General features: G+C 56.3%; 15 protein-coding genes. 10 read left to right on the plus strand and 5 right to left on the minus strand.

The window, feature by feature from the left end; translation table 11 throughout:
- The first annotated feature begins 142 nt into the window (after positions 1-142).
- Entirely contained in the window at positions 143-2,656 is a 2,514-nt protein-coding gene (gyrA, locus tag J4772_RS11770; RefSeq protein WP_209075353.1) for a DNA gyrase subunit A, read from the plus strand.
- Here the strand turns inward: gyrA and J4772_RS11775 are convergent.
- Entirely contained in the window at positions 2,647-2,826 is a 180-nt protein-coding gene (locus J4772_RS11775) for a hypothetical protein (protein ID WP_116061023.1), read from the minus strand. The genes gyrA and J4772_RS11775 overlap by 10 nt on opposite strands.
- 194 nt (positions 2,827-3,020) lie before the next feature.
- On the opposite strand from J4772_RS11775, the gene J4772_RS37525 reads away from it, so the two are divergent.
- Positions 3,021-3,590 carry a MarR family winged helix-turn-helix transcriptional regulator gene (locus tag J4772_RS37525; RefSeq protein ID WP_371822849.1) on the plus strand — a complete coding sequence of 190 codons (570 nt, stop codon included), beginning with the start codon at positions 3,021-3,023 and terminating at the stop codon, positions 3,588-3,590.
- A gap of 130 nt (positions 3,591-3,720) precedes the next feature.
- Here J4772_RS37525 and J4772_RS11785 read toward each other — a convergent pair whose 3' ends face one another.
- The 3 genes from J4772_RS11785 to J4772_RS11795 form a co-directional block, all read right to left on the minus strand.
- Positions 3,721-5,100, minus strand: coding sequence for a CapA family protein (locus tag J4772_RS11785; protein ID WP_209075354.1), 1,380 nt, complete (start codon positions 5,098-5,100; stop codon positions 3,721-3,723).
- Entirely contained in the window at positions 5,016-5,885 is an 870-nt protein-coding gene (locus J4772_RS11790; RefSeq protein ID WP_209077110.1) for a class I SAM-dependent methyltransferase, read from the minus strand. Before J4772_RS11790 ends, J4772_RS11785 begins: the two co-directional genes overlap by 85 nt.
- A 98-nt stretch (positions 5,886-5,983) precedes the next feature.
- Positions 5,984-6,718: a response regulator transcription factor gene (locus tag J4772_RS11795; RefSeq protein WP_116061025.1), complete on the minus strand. Its 735-nt coding sequence runs from the start codon at positions 6,716-6,718 to the stop codon at positions 5,984-5,986.
- A 174-nt stretch (positions 6,719-6,892) separates the two neighbouring features.
- Here J4772_RS11795 and J4772_RS11800 point away from each other — a divergent pair, with 174 nt between their 5' ends.
- Entirely contained in the window at positions 6,893-8,998 is a 2,106-nt protein-coding gene (locus J4772_RS11800; protein ID WP_209075355.1) for a sensor histidine kinase, read from the plus strand.
- On the opposite strand, the gene J4772_RS11805 is transcribed toward J4772_RS11800, so the two are convergent.
- Positions 8,995-9,342: a helix-turn-helix domain-containing protein gene (locus J4772_RS11805; RefSeq protein WP_116061027.1), complete on the minus strand. Its 348-nt coding sequence runs from the start codon at positions 9,340-9,342 to the stop codon at positions 8,995-8,997. The two genes, J4772_RS11800 and J4772_RS11805, sit on opposite strands and share 4 nt — an antisense overlap.
- A 145-nt stretch (positions 9,343-9,487) precedes the next feature.
- Here J4772_RS11805 and J4772_RS11810 point away from each other — a divergent pair, with 145 nt between their 5' ends.
- The 7 genes from J4772_RS11810 to J4772_RS11840 all read left to right on the plus strand — a co-directional run bounded on the left by J4772_RS11810 (position 9,488) and on the right by J4772_RS11840 (position 17,022).
- Positions 9,488-9,757 carry a hypothetical protein gene (locus tag J4772_RS11810; RefSeq protein WP_209075356.1) on the plus strand — a complete coding sequence of 90 codons (270 nt, stop codon included), beginning with the start codon at positions 9,488-9,490 and terminating at the stop codon, positions 9,755-9,757.
- A 147-nt stretch (positions 9,758-9,904) separates the two neighbouring features.
- Complete coding sequence (locus J4772_RS11815) at positions 9,905-11,161, plus strand: serpin family protein (RefSeq protein ID WP_209075357.1); 1,257 nt, start codon at positions 9,905-9,907, stop codon at positions 11,159-11,161.
- Positions 11,162-11,352: 191 nt separating this feature from the next.
- Entirely contained in the window at positions 11,353-12,864 is a 1,512-nt protein-coding gene (locus tag J4772_RS11820; protein WP_209075358.1) for an MFS transporter, read from the plus strand.
- Positions 12,865-12,965: 101 nt separating this feature from the next.
- Entirely contained in the window at positions 12,966-13,577 is a 612-nt protein-coding gene (locus J4772_RS11825; RefSeq protein ID WP_209075359.1) for an acyl-CoA-like ligand-binding transcription factor, read from the plus strand.
- Between the two features lie 81 nt (positions 13,578-13,658).
- A complete protein-coding gene (locus J4772_RS11830; protein ID WP_116061032.1) occupies positions 13,659-14,009 on the plus strand; it encodes a metal-sensitive transcriptional regulator in 351 nt (116 codons plus the stop codon).
- Between the two features lie 339 nt (positions 14,010-14,348).
- Positions 14,349-14,552 carry a cation transporter gene (locus tag J4772_RS11835; RefSeq protein WP_209075360.1) on the plus strand — a complete coding sequence of 68 codons (204 nt, stop codon included), beginning with the start codon at positions 14,349-14,351 and terminating at the stop codon, positions 14,550-14,552.
- A gap of 28 nt (positions 14,553-14,580) precedes the next feature.
- Positions 14,581-17,022: a heavy metal translocating P-type ATPase gene (locus tag J4772_RS11840; RefSeq protein ID WP_209075361.1), complete on the plus strand. Its 2,442-nt coding sequence runs from the start codon at positions 14,581-14,583 to the stop codon at positions 17,020-17,022.
- Positions 17,023-17,029 lie beyond the last annotated feature (7 nt).

A 17,029-nucleotide genomic window follows, 5' to 3' on the forward strand; every position in this document is an offset into this window, starting at 1 on the left:
ACTTGATGCAACAACCGGAATAGCGACCTGTCTGTCAGGCGTTATTCTGTACATAGCCGGGGCAAGCGCAGGGATGAGGGCCTGGAAGGCCCTTACTGCTAGCGCAGAAGAATGCGCCCCAACACTTAGGAGGCAGTAAGCTGTGAGCCTACTTGAAAACTTTTTGCCGGCGTTTCTGGAGGAGGTCGTAGGAGACCGCTTCGGACGCTATTCCAAATACATTATCCAAGACCGCGCGATACCTGACGTGCGCGACGGGCTGAAGCCGGTACAGCGTCGTATTTTGTACGCGATGTACGAGTCGGGCAATACGCCGGACAAGCCGTACCGGAAGTCGGCCAAGACGGTCGGCGACGTTATGGGTAATTATCACCCGCACGGCGATTCGTCGATTTACGAAGGCATGGTGCGGATGGCCCAACCGTGGAAAATGGCGCATATGCTCGTCGACGGCCACGGCAACTGGGGCTCGATGGACGACGATCCGCCGGCCGCTATGCGGTATACGGAGGCGCGTCTGTCCAAGATCTCCATGGAGCTGCTGCGGGACATCGAGAAAAGAACGGTTTTGTTCAAGGATAACTTCGACAATACCGCCAAGGAGCCTGTCGTGCTTCCGTCGCGTTACCCGAACCTGCTCGTCAACGGCGTATCCGGCATCTCGGCGGGCTTCGCCACGGAAATTCCGACGCATAACCTGCGCGAGATTATCGACGCTTGCGTCGCCGTCATGAACAAGCCGGAGATGACGGTGCCCGAGCTCATGGAGATCGTGAAAGGCCCCGACTTTCCGACCGGCGGCATTATCATGGGGGCGGACGGCATTCGCGAGGCTTACGAGACGGGCAAGGGCAAAATCCATGTTCGCTCCACAACCGCCATCGAAGAAGTTAGAGGCGGCAAGCAGCAAATCGTCATTACGGAAATTCCGTACCAGATCGTGAAGTCCAAGCTTGTCAATGCCATTGACAACGTACGTATGGAGAAGAAGGTCGAAGGCATTGCCGAGGTGCGCGACGAGAGCGGGCGGAACGGTCTGCGCATCGTCGTCGAGCTGAAGAAGGACGCCGATGCGGAAGGCATCCTTGCCTTTCTGTTGAAGAAAACGGATTTGCAGACGACCTACAACTTCAACATGGTCGCGATCGTCAACAAGGCGCCGCGTCAGCTTGGCCTCAAGCCGATTCTCGAAGCCTATATCGCGCACCAGAAGGAAGTCGTAACTCACCGGACCCAATACGATCTGGAAAAGGCGGAAGACCGCGCGCATGTGCTGGAAGGGCTCGTCAAGGCGCTGAATCTGCTCGATCAGATCATTGAGACGATCAAAGCCTCGAAGAATCGCCAGGACGCGCAAAACAACTTGATCGCCAAGTTCGGCTTTACCGAGCGGCAGGCTGACGCTATTTTGACTTTGCAGCTCTATCGGCTGACGAATCTTGAGATTACGCAGCTGGAGAAGGAGCATGCCGATACGCTCAAGAAAATCGCTCAACTGCGCGCGATTCTCGAAAGCCCGCGCAAGCTGATGAACGTCATTAAAGACGAGCTGACGGAAATTCGCGGCAAGTACGGGATCGATCGCCGCTCCGTCATTCAGGGCGAAGTCGAAGAGATCAAGGTCAATCTTGAGGTTATGGTTCCGGCGGAGGACGTATTGGTCACGCTGAGCCGAGAAGGTTATATTAAACGGACAAGCCTGCTCTCGTTCACGCGTTCCGGCGGGGAGCTTGAAAGCGCCGGCGTTAAAGAGGGCGACGTTATCCGATGGAGCCTGGGCGTCAGTACGATCGATCCGCTGCTGCTCTTCACGCAGAAAGGTCATTATTATCTGCTGCCCGTGCACCAGATTCCCGAGTTCAAGTGGAAAGATACCGGAACGGCTATCGTCAACGTGCTGCCGCTCGCCAAGGACGACCGTATCGTGGGCATCGTACATGCCAGAAGCGCGGAGCTTACGCCGCCTTCTGACGCGAAGGATAACGGCGATTCGGGAGCAAACGGCCCGATGCTCGTGTTCGTGACGAAGCGGGGACAGGTCAAGCGGACGCCGTTGGCCGAATACGCGACGACGCGAAGCATGGCGATCGCCGCCTGCAAAGTTGGAGACGGCGACGAGATTGTGAAGGTGTTGCGTTCGGACAATCCGGAGGACCTGCTGCTCGTGACCGAGCAAGGCATGAGCATTCGCTTTAGCCGCGAGGAAGTCAGCGTTCAGGGCCGCGTAGCCGGGGGCGTGAGAGGGATCGCGCTTAAAGACGGGGATCAGCTTGCGGACGCGCTGTTCGTGGCGGAGGATGAAGGAGAGGTTCTTGTCTTATCCGACTATGGCTATGCGAAGCGCACGCTGCTGCTCGACTATCCGCAGCAAGGCCGCGGAGGCAAAGGCATTCAGACGTTCGAGTTCAAGGAAGGCAAGCGAGTCCGCCCGAATGGCACGAAGCTGGTCGCCGCATTCCATGTCAAAGAAGCGATTAGCCTGCTTGCCCTGACGACGAGCGGCGCAGTATCGGAGTTTTCCTCGGAGAGCTCTCCAATCGAAGACAGAAGGGGCCAAGGCAAGCTAATGATTCCCGTAGATCGCGGGGATACGCTGGCCGAGGCGTTCGTCAAGCCGCTTTCGACGCAGACGCAAGCCGGGAAAACTCAGTCGTAGGGACCTTCACCATTCGACTCGGTTCGGTCGATCCAGCGCAATAGCATATCCAATACGACCCACAGGGGCACCGGCTCATTGAGCCGTTCGAGCCACTGGGGGTCTTCTATTAGTCCGGCGTCCTGGGCCATTTGACCGATCATTTTAATTTTTGTTTCGTTAGAGGACAAGGGATAAGCCTCCTTGTTTGCCTTTTCTCCGCTTTTACCCATTTTTCGTATCTAGTATATGTCGCCACTTGTCGTCAGGTTCTCGTTCCTGCGGATTCATGTCGTAAATATTTAAGCGCATTAAACTATCATTCGACAGAGACGGTAAGTATAATAAAGAAGAAGGCAATGTTCGGGATGAAAGGGGCGTACTCGTGGACAATGCGGCGGAATTTGTGAAAAGCTGGACCAAGCTCACGAAGGATTGGAACGCGCGAATGGAGGCGGAGCTGGCTCCGCAACTGACGGCCGGGCAGCTGGAGGTGCTGGAGCTGCTGGAAGCGCATGAGCCTATGAAGCCGTCCGAGCTGCTTCCTCACCTGGAGACGACTCCGGCGGCGATTACGACGCTGCTCGATCGTATGGAGAGGGCGGGCTTGGTCGAGAGGAGACGGGATGAGGCCGACCGGAGAATCGTATGGGTAACGATGACGGAGCTCGGGCGATCGGAGGTCGGGCGGGGCGTCGCCGTCCGCGCCGCGATCGTCAACGAGTCATTGGATCGCATTTCTAGCCACAATCGTCAACTGCTCGTCTATCTGATGGGCAAGGTGTCCGGGACCAGGGAAGCGAAAGCGACGGAACGCCCAACGAAGGAACGGGAGGAAACGGAGCAGCCGACTGCCGGAACGCCCGAATCGGCTAAGACGACCACAGAGCCGGGACCGCCGACGTCCGTAATGTCGGAGTCGGCGCTCGAATCAACGGCCGAGCCGGTTGTGTAACCCTAGGTCATCGTCGTCAGGAAATAGAAAAGAGCAAGCTCCATGGGACCGTTTGTCCGTCCGGAGCTTGCTCTTTTTTGATTGACTTGCAAGTAATGCGAATGCAGTCGTCGATCTCCGAGCTTGGAAGTCAGCCCGCGACAAGCTTGCGGAGATGCTTGCGAATGCCGGAATACATCGTCTGCATCTTCTCGTAATCTTTTGCCGTCAGCGCCGAGAAGCTGCGCTGCTTAAGCTCGGTTGCAAGCGGGATAACCGTATAATGCCGGTTTTTATTTTTCCAGACGATGTGAACCCAGGTCGGCTCTGTCGTAATCTCCTTCCATTCCAGCGCGACGGTTCCGTCAGGATGGACGGTTTTCTTCAAGCGTGCGCCGAAGATGACGCCGACATCCTTCCAGTCCCCCGTCTGGTTGGAAATGAAGTTGCCGAGTGAGTAGATCACGACTCCTTTGCGCGGAGAGCCGTCGAAGCTCTCGGAGGCAGGGATGGAAATCTCCTCATACGGCTGAACGACGTGAGGATGCGAGCCCAGAATCAGATCGGCCCCGGCCCCGATGAGCTCCTTGGCCAGAGAGGTTTGCTCGGCATTCGGCATGCGCTGATACTCGACCCCGAAGTGAAGGGAGACGGCGACCGCATCGGCTCCGGCCTTCTTAAGCTTCGCGATATCTTTCTTGATGGCGCTGCGGTCGATTAGATTGACGGTGTATTCCTTGCCCTTGGGAATCGGAATGCCGTTCGTGCCGTAAGTGTAAGAAAGAAAACCCATGCGAATGCCGTTTCTTTCCTCGATAACGTTGCGGCTTTGCTCCTTGGCGTCGGCCGATGTACCAAATGGGATAAGGCCTGCTTTGCGTACGGTTGCAAGCGTTCGTTGAACGCCGGGAACGCCGCGGTCGAGAGAATGATTGTTGGCGGTTGAGACAAGCTGGATGCCGGCGCCTCTAATCGCGTCCGCCAATTCGTTAGGAGCGTTAAACCGCGGAAAACCGGTAAACTTCAAATCCTTGCCGGCAATCGGCGTCTCCAGATTGCCTACAACCCAATCGCCGCGCTCTAGAATCGGCTTGACCTGCGAGAACCAGGACGTAAGGTCGTAGCTGTCTGTCCCCTTATCGTAATAGGCGGGGAGCTGCGGCATGTGCACCATGATGTCTCCGACGGCCAGCAGCGTCGCTTCCGTGACTACAGGCTCCTTAGTCTCGGGAGACGGCGTTGTCGGCGAATGCGATGCGGATGGAGCCGTTGAAGCCGTGTGGGTTACAGCCGGACTGGAAGGCGACTGGCTGGACCGGGACGGGTGCGTACGAGAAGAAGCGTCCGCACAGGAAGTCAGAACGATCGCCAACAGGCTCAAGCCGATTAGTGAGGCGTATTTGCCGCCCGCAGACGGAACTTTATTATTCGTTATCAATCCGATTGTCAACTCCCGCTTTCCCATCTTCCATAGATGCCGCAAGGCAGCGTCATGCCGCTGCTCGTAATCGGCAATCCGACTTCTCCGCAATCCAGCGTTCCGCCGAACTTGCGACGGAAGCTAAGCTCAAGCAAATTGCTTAAGACGGTAGGAGAGAAGCCGGTCGTATACGAGTTAACGAGCACGAATAATGGCTTATCCGAGAGAATGGACATGCACGTCTCCAGGAAGGGGAACAAGTTTTCTTCCAGCTTCCAAGTCTCTCCGTTAGGCCCGCGCCCGTAAGAAGGAGGGTCCATAATGATCGCCTCGTATTGGCGTTCCCTTCTTTGCTCGCGCTGCACGAACTTGAACACATCGTCCGTAATGTAGCGGATCGGCGCGGATCCGAGACCGGACAGCTCAGCGTTCTCCTTGGCCCACTGGACCATGCCTTTGGCGGCGTCAACGTGGCAGACATCCGCTCCCGCCGAGGCGGCGGCCACCGTCGCTCCGCCCGTATACGCGAACAGGTTCAAAACGCGAATCGGCCGATTCGCTTCGCGGATTTTGTTCATCATCCAGCTCCAATTGACCGCTTGTTCGGGGAACAAGCCGGTATGCTTGAAGTTAGTCGGCTTGATATGGAATTTGAGCGGACCGTAAGCGACGCTCCAGCGCTCGGGCAGCGAACGCTTGTAGGTCCATTGCCCGCCGCCGCTGCTGCTGCGGTGGTAATGGCCGTCGGCTTGCTTCCACGCCGCGTTCTCGGTTTTGAGCGGCCATATAATTTGCGGGTCGGGGCGCCGCAGTACGACGTCTCCCCAACGCTCGAGCTTCTCGCCGTTGCCGGTGTCAATCAATTCGTAATCTTGCCATTCTTGCGCCAATCGCATCATCGTCTGATCTTCCTTTTTGTCGTCTAATAGTTTGTATGGATCGAACTCATGAGGGTTTACTGAGCGCTGTGCTTTGGTTCGACCTGTTCTGTAACTTACAAAACCTGCTCCTCGCCATTGTCCACCGGACCGAAACGGTAGCCGAAGCCTCTTACCGTCTGAATCCAGCGAGGGTTGGCGGGATCGCTTTCCAGTTTTTTGCGCAGGTTGCTGACATGCACCATCAGCGTGCGCGTGTCGCCCATGCTGTCCGTCTGCCATACTTTGCGATACAGCTCCTCCAACGGGAATACCCGTTTCGGCGATCTGGCCATAACGCTGAGCAGCTCGAATTCCTTGGCCGACAACGAGACCGCTTCGCCGTTCAAGCGGACCTCCATGCTGTGAAAATCGATGTCGAGCCCTGGGAAGCTGAGCGACGAAATCTGCTCCTCCGGATTTCTTTCGCGGGTTCTGCGTCTGCGGATGTGCGCTTGAATTCTCGCAACAAGCTGGCTTGGGCTAAACGGCTTCGTAATATAATCGTCGCCGCCCTCGGATAGCGCGCGAATGATGTCCTGGTCTTCCGATTTGCAACTGAGAAACAGAATCGGGACATCCGCGACCGGTCCCTGCCGCAGCGAACGGCACACCTCGACGCCGTCCATGCGGCCGAGAGAGACGTCGAGCAAAATCAAGTCGGGCTGAAGCGTCTCCGCCAAGCGAAGGGCGTGCGCGCCGTTGTCGGTCGCGTGTACGTCGAACCCTGCCTTTTGCAAGTAAAGGGCGATTAACTCCGTAATTTCCTGCTCGTCGTCGACGACGAGTATGGTCGCTTCGTAGCTGGTCATCTCAATCCTCCGTACCCAACGTCATTTTTCATGAAGAGGAGAACCGAACATGTGGAAAACACTCCAATCGTCTTATTATAACGAAAGCGTTGACGAGGAATCAATGCACCGTTACAATGACGTTCGAAACCTATTTGCATCGGACTGACATGGAACAATAGAGGAGAGGGAAATGTGACATCGGGAAAAGCGGTAATGCCGATCGGCCGATGGTATGCGTATGCGGCGGCGCTGGCGGCCGTAGCGCTGCTGCTGGCAGTGTCGGCCGGGTGCGCACCATCCCCCCGCGGGAGCGGGCCGGAGGAGCCTCGTGCCGAGAAAGGGGTTATCGATCTGACCGAATGGCCGTGGGATGAGGAAGGAACCGTTCCGCTCGACGGCGAATGGAACTTCCGTTGGCTGGAGCGCGCGCAAAAGGCGACAGAGGATTCTTCCTATCTCGATACGACTCTGAACATGCCCGGAACGTGGGGGGCTACGGAGCCCGGGGACGGCAAGGAGTTGGACGACATCGGCTACGGGATATACCGGTTGACGATTTTGCATCGGCCGATGAACGAGATGATGGCCATTCGATTGCCGAACATTTCGACTTCTTATGAGCTCTATATCGGGGGAAAGCTGGTGCACTCGCGCGGCCATCCCGATATTGACGAGCGGCTGTCCATCCCGCACCAAGTGCCGGCGACCGTTCATTTCAGCGCATCCGGCGATCGGACGGAGCTCAAGCTTGTCGTCGCCAACTACGACCACCGGCACGGCGGCGTCCGGACGTCGATCGTGATGGGCACGTCGGAGCAAATTCAGCGGCTGCAGCTCAGGAATGCCGCACAGCAGCTTATTATTATGGGCTGCTTGCTGATGATCGGATTTTACCATCTCGGGCTGTATATTTTGCGTCGCAAGGAGACCGCCAACGTGCTGTTCGCCTTGCTCTGCCTGTGCGTCGGACTGAGGACTGGGCTGATCGGGGAAGGCTTTATCGTCCGCTGGCTGCAGGGCATGAGCTGGGAGTCGGCGATCCGGCTGGAATACGCGGCGTTCGTCATGGCGGCGTGGGCGGGTTTCGGCTACTTCTGCAAAATGTATCCCATCGAGCTGAAGAAGGTCTGGTTCAAAGCCGCTACCGGCTGCGGAGTCGTGCTGATTCTCGTTGCCGCCGTTGTGCCGCCTCTGTCGTTTACGTCGTGGCTGATCGTCAACCAGCTCTATGTGCTTCTGTTCAGCGGGCGGGCGCTAGCCGGTTTAGTCGCGGCGGCGCACCGGAAACGGGAAGGGGCGGTGCTGGCGCTGATCGGCGTCGCGGGACTTGTCGTTACGATTGTCAACGACATCCTGTTCTACAACGGGTGGTCGCGTTCGATCGACCTGCTCCCGTTCGGCCTGCTATTCCTGATCGTTATGAATTCGTTCATCATCTCGCGCAGGTTTTCGCTGACCTACGACAGGGCGGAGCAGTTGTCTGCTCAACTGATCGAATGGAACAGCTCATTGGAGAATAGAATCGAGGAGCGGACGGAGGAGCTGCGGCGTTCTTACGTTACGCTGGAGGAAGCAAAAACCGAGCTGGAGAGAATAGAGCAGGCGAGAACCCGCTTGGTCAGCAACATTTCCCACGATTTGAGAACGCCTATAACGCTGTTGCGAGGGTATTTGGAGGCGCTTAGAGACGATGTCATCTCCGAGCCGGAGCAGCGCGACAAGACGATTCGATCGATGCTGTCGAAAGTCGACGGACTGAACTCTCTTATTCAGGATCTGTTCGATCTGTCCTTGTTGGAAGCGAGAAGGCTGGAGCTGACGCTTGAGAATATTCCGCTGTCGTACTGGCAAGAAAGAATAACGGAGCAATACGGTTTGGAAATGCAAAGCAAAGGCATCCTCTTTAGCTGCGAAATCATCGGAGAAGCCGCCGTCGATACGCTTGTAGCGGTCGATGTCCGGCAGATGGACCGGGTGTTCGCCAACCTGCTCTACAATGCGATTCGCTACACCCCCGAAGGCGGAGAGATCGCGCTTACGCTGCGAACGCTGCCGGAGTCCGGGCGCGTGGAAATTTTGGTCGCCGATAGCGGACCCGGAATCGAACCAGCCGACGTGCCTCGCGTGTTCGATCGATATTATCGAAAGAACCATTCCCGTTCTTCCGGTTCGGGAGGCGGAGGGCTTGGGCTGGCGATCTCGAAGGAAATCGTGGATCTGCACGGCGGCCGGATCGATGTCCGCAATTCGGAGGGCGGGGGATGCGTCTTCCGTATCGAGCTTCCTGTCCGTCTCTAGCGGCTGCCGTCCGCGCGCTGCTCCCCGCTCAGGAAGTCCGAGATCAACGAAATGGATTGCTTGCGCTGCTCGTGGCTCATCTGCCGGAACAGCGTAAGAATATCATCCGAGCTCGGCGCGTCGGGCGGATCAAGGGATCGTTTCGGCTGCGATCCTTCAATGATATAATCGAGCGAAACGTCGAAGAAGGCGGCAAGCTTGATCAGAGTTTCATAGACCGGCTGTCTATTGTTAATCTCGTAATGGCTGTATGCGGAGCGCGTAATGCCGATATGGCGCGCCACTTCTTCTTGCGAGATTTTGCGCTGCAGCCGCAGCTTGCGCAATCTGTCTCCCATCGTCATTCGTCATATCTCCTTGATCGGAATTAAATGAACCTAAATTTAATTTATGATACAAAATGTATCATGTCAAGAGGAAGGGAAACGTTTTCTTAAGAAAATAGCTTTATTGATAGGTTTAATGAAACATTGCAGGGGAGGTGACGGTATGAAAACAACGATAATTAGCGCAACTATGACCCGGGACGAGGACAACGGTTACGTCGGACTGATCCGCTTCACAATCGAAAATCACAAACAAGGCTACGAAGTGACGATTCAGAGCGACAACGGTAAAAACAATTGGAGCTATGCGCTGAACTTTAGCGACGGAGCAGGCAGCGAAGAGGAGATACAAGTGGTGGACGAATGGTTGGAGGAGGACGACGCATTCTTCGAACAATTCGTTATTGCCGCTAAAAGCGCTTATCGCGAATAATCGCAGTACCGTAACAAGGGCTGTCGGCCGCGCATCTGAAAATGTGCGGGACGGCTCTTTCTTCTTTATTGAGCGCCGTAATTTTCCTGAACTGCAACTTCTTGCTTCCATTCAACGTCCTGTTGAGTAAGAAAGGGGGAGCGAGCAATGCGCAAAACAGCAATAGGCATAGGATTGGCGGCCGTATTGGCCTGCTCGGGCTGCGGCAATCGGGACGAAGGGGCCAGCCCGGAGGTGAAAAGCGAACGGAAGGCGAGTGCCTATACGGCTCAAGATGTCGACCCGGCTCTTGTGCAGGCGTCCAATGGCTTCGGAATGTCCTTGATGGAGAAACTGATGGCCGAGACGCCTGGCGAGAACGTGCTGCTGTCGCCTTTAAGCCTATCGTCCGCGCTGTCGCTGGTTGCGACGGGAGGCGAAGGGAAAACCGAAGAAGAGATGAGGGGGGCGTTAGGTCTCAGAGAGAAAACCAAAGACGAGATCGGAGCGGGCTACCGGGTACTGGTCGATTTGCTAAGCCATCCGGGCGAAGACGGCGTGGAGATGAATGTTGCCAGCTCCTTGTGGCTGAAGGAAGGCAAGCCGTTTCTCGATACCTTCGTTAACAGAAGCCGCAACGACTTTAGAGCGGAAGTCAGTCGAGTTAATTTTGCCGAGCCGCAAACGCTTGAAACGATGAACGAATGGGCGAAGGAAGCGACCGCCGGCCGAATCGAGCGTTTGCTGGAAGGCGTAGAAGCGGATGCGGCGATGTACGTTCTGAATGCGGTTTACTTTAACGGGGCATGGACGAAGCCGTTTAGCGCCGAGAAGACGACGGACGGGCAGTTCCATATTTCCGACGGAGAGACCGTTCCCGCGAAGATGATGGCCAACGGCGGCTATTATCCGTATGCGCAGAAGGAAGAGTACGAAGCAATCCGTCTTCCTTACGGCAAACGCGAATCAGCGTATATGACGATCCTGCTGCCGAGCAAAGACGTCTCGTTGTCCAAAGTAGCGGCTATGCTGGCCGCGGATCCCGACTTGCTTACAGAGGAATACGAAGTCCGCAAGGGAAGCATAGAAATTCCAAAGCTCCGTCTGGAGTATTCGACCAATGCGACGGACGCGCTGCGGCAGGCAGGGATCATCGAGGCGCTTGAACCGACGCGGGCGGATTTCTCGGCGATGGCCCCGGAGCCGCCGAACTTGTTCATCAGCAAGGTTACGCATCGTGCGACCCTCAGCGTGGATGAGCAGGGCACCGAGGCGGCAGCGGCGACCGTAATCGAGATGATGGCAGGGGCGGCGCCTGCCGACGACCCGTTCCAGATGAAGGTCGACAGGCCGTTTATCGCCGCGATCGTAGATCGCGCCACAGGCTGTATTTTGTTTGCCGGTGCGGTATCGGACCTCGGATGAGCTCGATCAATTGAGATAGGAAGAACTGTTTTGTCGATCTTCGCAAGAGGATCGCGGAATAGTTCTTTTTTTTGTCTAGCGCTGCGGAAATTCAATCGCACAAAGTGACATTAAATATATATTGACAGTTACTATCAAAAGATATTATATTTCATTATATTGAAAGTAACGCGAAGGAGGCGGTTGGTAAAATGGGAGGAAATAGGAATCGAAAGTGGTGGGTACTCGGATCGCTGACATTCGGCATATTGGCGATCTCGCTGGATATGACGATTTTGAATGTCGCTTTGCCGACCTTGGCAGAGGAGCTGCAGGCTTCGACAGGCGCTCTGCAGTGGATTATTGATTCATACACGCTGGTGCTGGCAGCGATTCTGCTGCCGGCGGGTATGCTGGGGGACCGATATGGGCGCAAAAAGTTTTTGCTGGCAGCGCTTATCGTCTTCGGATTGGCTTCCGCAGGCTGCGCTTTGGCGGATTCTTCTGCTCAACTGATTGCGATGAGATGTTTGTTGGGTCTGGGCGCCGCCTTCATTATGCCTCTGTCGATGTCGATTTTGCCTGTCCTGTTCGAAGGCGAGGAGAGGACTAAGGCGATGATGATCTGGACGATGGCGAACATGTTCGGCATTCCGATCGGACCGATTCTCGGCGGCTGGCTGCTAAAGCATTACGACTGGGGTTCGGTCTTCCTGATCAATCTGCCGCTTGTAGCGGTTGCATTGTTGGCCGTCGGCATGCTTCTGCCGGAATCGCGCAGCTCGTCGGCGCGACGCCCCGACTTCCCGGGCATTCTTACATCGAGCTTAGGTCTTGGGGGATTTACTTACGGCATTATTCGTGCCGGCGAGACAAGCTGGTCGGATCCGCTGGCGTTGCTGGCAATCGCGGCGGGACTGGCGTTGTTGCTTGTATTCGTTTTGTGGCAACAGAGGGCTTCGCAGCCGCTTATCGAACTCGACTTGTTTCGCTCCTCCCGTTTTACGTGGGGGGCCATACTCTCGACGATGGCCAACTTCGCGATGTTCGGAATCATTTTCGCTGTGCCGCAATTTTTCCAGGCGGTGCAGGGCGCCGATCCGCTGACTACCGGCCTCAGGCTTCTGCCTTTGATTGGCGGTGTCATTCTCGGAGCCAAGGCGGCTCAAAGCTTGTTGGCACGAGCGGGAACCCGCGCGATGATCGCTTGCGGCTTTGCTGCGTTAACGGCCGGACTTGCCGTCGGCGCGCTGACGACGGCGGACAGCGGATTCGGCTTTGCAGCGGTATGGACGACGGTAGCGGGTATCGGACTAGGCATGGCTTTGCCGACTTCGATGGATGCTGCATTGGGCGAGCTCACGGCGGAGAGAAGCGGCGTAGGCTCGGCTTTGATTACGGCGCTGCGCCAGTTCGGCGGCTCGCTGGGGGTCGCGCTGCTTGGCGCGGCGCTGAATGCAACGTACCGATCGCGGTTGGCGCTCGGCGATCTTCCGGAGGCGGCTGTGGAGAAGGCTCAGAAAAGCGTTGCGGCCGGGATGGCTGCAGCCCGGGCGGTCGGCTCCGAGCGGCTGCTGCAATCCGTCAAACATTCGTTTACGGGCGGGATGGGGGTCATGCTTGGTTTATGCGGCGGCATCACGGTGCTGGGAATCGCAATGGCCCTTGCGTTTTTGCCGAAACGAAGCGCGCGTCTCAGCACTTCTCGGGAACGGAGCGTCTGAAAGGTTGCACGACCGGGCGGCCTTAAGATTTGCTCGTCCTCCTGAAAATGGATACACTTATAAGAAAGCTTTGCGAGTGGACCGGGAGAGGAGACGGAACAGTGAAAGCGACAGATTCGGCCAAGCTGGGGCTTCGGGAGCGGAAAAAACTCAAGACAAGGGCCGCGATCCAGCATAATGCGATCCGGTTATTTCTTGAACAGGGTTATCACGAGACGACTGTAGAGCAGATTGCGGAGGCTGCGGAAGTTTCGCCAAGCACGTTTTTCCGCTATTTTCAGACGAAGGAAGCGCTTGTGCTGGAGGACGATTTCGATCCGATGCTGGTTGAGCTTTACAAGAGCCAACCGCGGGACGTTCATCCGATTCAAGCTTATCTGAACGTCATCAAAGAAAGCAAAGCGCGGATTTCGGCCGAAGCCAGGCAGGAGATACGGACCCGAATGGAGATAGTGGCCAAGGTGCCCGAACTGCAAGCGGCCTTGATGGGTCAGATGAACATTACGCTCGATTTGTTCGCAGAACTGGTTGCCGAAAGGCTGGAGAAAGGGAAGGACGATCTGGCCGCGCTGGCGATCGCGGGCGCGATGGTCGGAATCGTCATGGGGGCGAACGCCTATTTCTTGCGGCAGCCAGGCGTCGATTTTATCGATGCGATCGAGTCGGCAGTGGAACAATATTGCCGGGAAACATTGGGGATCAAGCAGGGTTAACGGAGGCGTCCGCTTGCGGACCGTTTACAATCATAGGGGATGGGAGTATATTAGTAAGAAAGGGCGAGGAGGGCGATCCGCATGAACATATCAATGGAAGAGCATCAGAATGGCTCGGAGCAAGGAGCGGAATGCTGTTCGGACGGGAGCTCGGGTCGCAAAAGCCATCACTCCGACAAAGTCAAAAACAGCCTGCTTAGCCGCTTGAACCGGATTGAAGGCCAAGTGCGCGGCATCAAAGGATTGATCGAGAAGGATACGTATTGCGACGACGTGTTAAACCAGATTGCTTCCATTCAATCGGCTTTGAACGGAGTGGGGAAGCTGCTGTTTGAAAATCATATGAAAAGCTGTGTCGTAGAGCGAATTCAAGAAGGCGACATGGACGTCATCAACGAATTGATGACGACGATGAATAAAATGATGAAGTAAGCAAACGGGGCTGAGCTACAAGGCAACCAAGCTTCCGGAAAAGATGATCGATGAACAAGGTACAAGGGGATGTACCTCCTTCCGATGCAATACGCTCCTGAAATGGGAAAGGAAACCCAGGACAAGGTCATTCAGGAGCGCATGAGGCATCTACAGGGGTACACCCCTTGTTTATTTATTGGTCAGCTCAAGCAACTCTACTTATGGGACAAACCCCTTTTGTTGATGGTACCAAGGTCATCATCGACATTTTTTCAAAAATGGTGTTGACTAAATATAGGGTAGAGGGGTATACTAAGTTCAAGAAAAACAAACACAAACGAAAGGTTGATGAACTTTATGGCTACAACAACATTAAAAGTCGAAGGCATGAGCTGCCAGCACTGCGTAAACTCGGTCGAGGGCGTTCTGAAGGAGATCGGAGCCGAAGGCAAAGTCGACCTGAAAAACGGTTCTGTGGAAGTTTCCTATAACGAAGGCAGCACGACAATCGAAAAAATCAAAGCGGCGATCGAAGATCAAGGATACGACGTAAAATCTTAATCAGCTGCGGATCAAGGAGTGAGCGACAGTGGAAACGACCGCGACAAGCGAAACCAAACAAACGTCTTGGCAGATTGCCGGCATGACCTGCGCCGCATGCGCCAATCGGATCGAGAAGGGGCTCGGCAAGCTGGATGGCGTCTCCGCTGCCAACGTCAATTTTGCGCTGGAGCAGGCGAGCGTGACATACGATCCGGAGAAGATCGGCGTCGACCGCATGGAGGAGACGATTCGCAAGCTCGGCTACGATACGGTTCAGGAGGTCGCGCAGTTCAAGCTGGAAGGCATGACCTGTGCGGCGTGCGCCAACCGAATCGAGAAAGGGCTGGCGAAGCTTCCGGGCGTGACCGGCGTTTCCGTCAACTTCGCGCTGGAATCGGCCCGCGTGGAATTCAACCCGGGCACCGTCTCGATCGGCGATATGCAAAGCAAGGTCAAGCAGCTCGGCTATCAGGCGCTTGTTCGCCAAGACGATGAGAATGCGGAAGCCAGACGGGCGAAGGAAACTCGCAAGCAGCTCAATAAGCTGATCTTGTCGGCCGTTCTTTCGCTGCCCCTGCTGTGGACCATGGTCGCCCACTTTTCGTTCACTTCCTGGATCTATTTGCCGAAGCTGTTCATGGAGCCTTGGTTCCAGCTTTTGCTTGCGACACCGGTTCAGTTCTATGTCGGCAAACAATTTTACGTCGGAGCGTTCAAGGCGCTTCGAAGCGGCAGTGCGAACATGGATGTGCTAGTAGCGCTGGGCACTTCGGCCGCCTATTTCTATAGCTTGTACTTAACGATCGATTGGTATGTCGCAAGCGGGATGCAGCATCACGGTCCGGCGCTGTACTACGAGACGAGCGCAATTCTGATCACCCTCGTGATTATGGGCAAGCTGCTGGAGTCTCGCGCCAAGGGCCGCACGTCGGAGGCGATCAAGTCGCTGATGGGGCTGCAAGCCAAGACGGCGCTTGTCGTTCGCGACGGCCAGGAGATGACCGTACCGGTTGAAGAGGTGCAGATGGGAGATATCGTTCTCGTTCGTCCGGGAGAAAAAATTCCGGTCGACGGGGAAGTGCTGGAAGGCGTATCTTCCGTAGACGAGTCGATGCTTACCGGAGAGAGCTTGCCGATTGAGAAGAGGGTCGGGGACTCGGTTATCGGCGCTACGATCAACAAAAACGGGGCCCTCCGAGTGAAGGCGACCAGAGTCGGCAAAGATACGGCTCTTGCCCAGATCATCAAAGTCGTCGAGGAGGCTCAAGGCTCCAAAGCGCCGATCCAACGGGTGGCGGACGTCATTTCGGGCATCTTCGTGCCGATCGTCGTCGGAATCGCCGTCGTTGCCTTCCTGGTCTGGTACTTCTTCGTCGCTCCCGGCGATTTCGCCGAGGCGTTGGAGAAGGCGATTGCGATTCTGGTTATCGCCTGCCCGTGCGCGCTTGGGTTGGCGACACCGACTTCCATTATGGCCGGCTCGGGTCGCGCCGCGGAGCTGGGCATCCTGTTCAAGGGCGGAGAGCATCTGGAGCAGACGCATAAAATCGACACCGTCGTTCTCGATAAAACGGGGACGGTGACGAACGGCAAGCCGGAGCTGACCGATGTGATCGCCGTTGGCGACGAAACGGAATTTCTCCGTCTTGTCGGAGCGGCGGAGCTTCAGTCCGAGCATCCGCTTGCGGAAGCGATCGTTGCCGGCATCCAGCAGAAAAATATCCGCATCGCCGCTGCCGAATCCTTCGAAGCGATTCCCGGATACGGCGTTGAGGCTGCGGCGCAAGGAAAACGGCTGCTTGTCGGAACGCGAAGATTGATGGAGCGCTTTAATATTGACGCAAGCGTTGCGTACGAGGCAATGTCCGCGCTGGAGGAGTCCGGCAAGACGGCGATGCTTGTGGCGGTGGATGATCGTTACGCAGGAATGGTCGCGGTAGCCGACACGGTCAAGCCGACGTCGGGAGAAGCCGTTCGTAGACTGAGGGAGCAAGGCATAGAGGTCATCATGATTACGGGAGACAACGAACGGACGGCCAAAGCCATTGCCGCCCAGGTCGGCATCGATCGCGTATTGGCGGAGGTGCTGCCCGAAGGGAAGGCGGAGGAAGTGCGCAAGCTGCAAGCCGAGGGCAAAAAGGTGGCGATGGTCGGAGACGGTATCAACGACGCTCCCGCGCTGGCGACGGCGGACATCGGAATGGCGATCGGCACCGGAACGGACGTGGCGATGGAAGCGGCCGACGTTACGCTGATGCGCGGAGATTTGTCCAGCATTGCGGATGCGATCTATATGAGTCGCAAGACGATGAGCAACATCCGGCAAAATCTATTCTGGGCGCTCGGCTACAATACGCTGGGCATTCCGATCGCGGCGATCGGCCTGCTGGCCCCGTGGGTAGCGGGAGCGGCGATGGCGTTAAGCTCGGTGTCGGTCGTGCTGAACGCGCTGCGCTTGCAGCGGGTCAAAATTAAACGTACCTCATGATCGTCAG

Origin of the sequence: Cohnella sp. LGH, from assembly GCF_017671885.1 — a bacterium.
GTDB lineage: Bacteria > Bacillota > Bacilli > Paenibacillales > Paenibacillaceae > Cohnella > Cohnella phaseoli.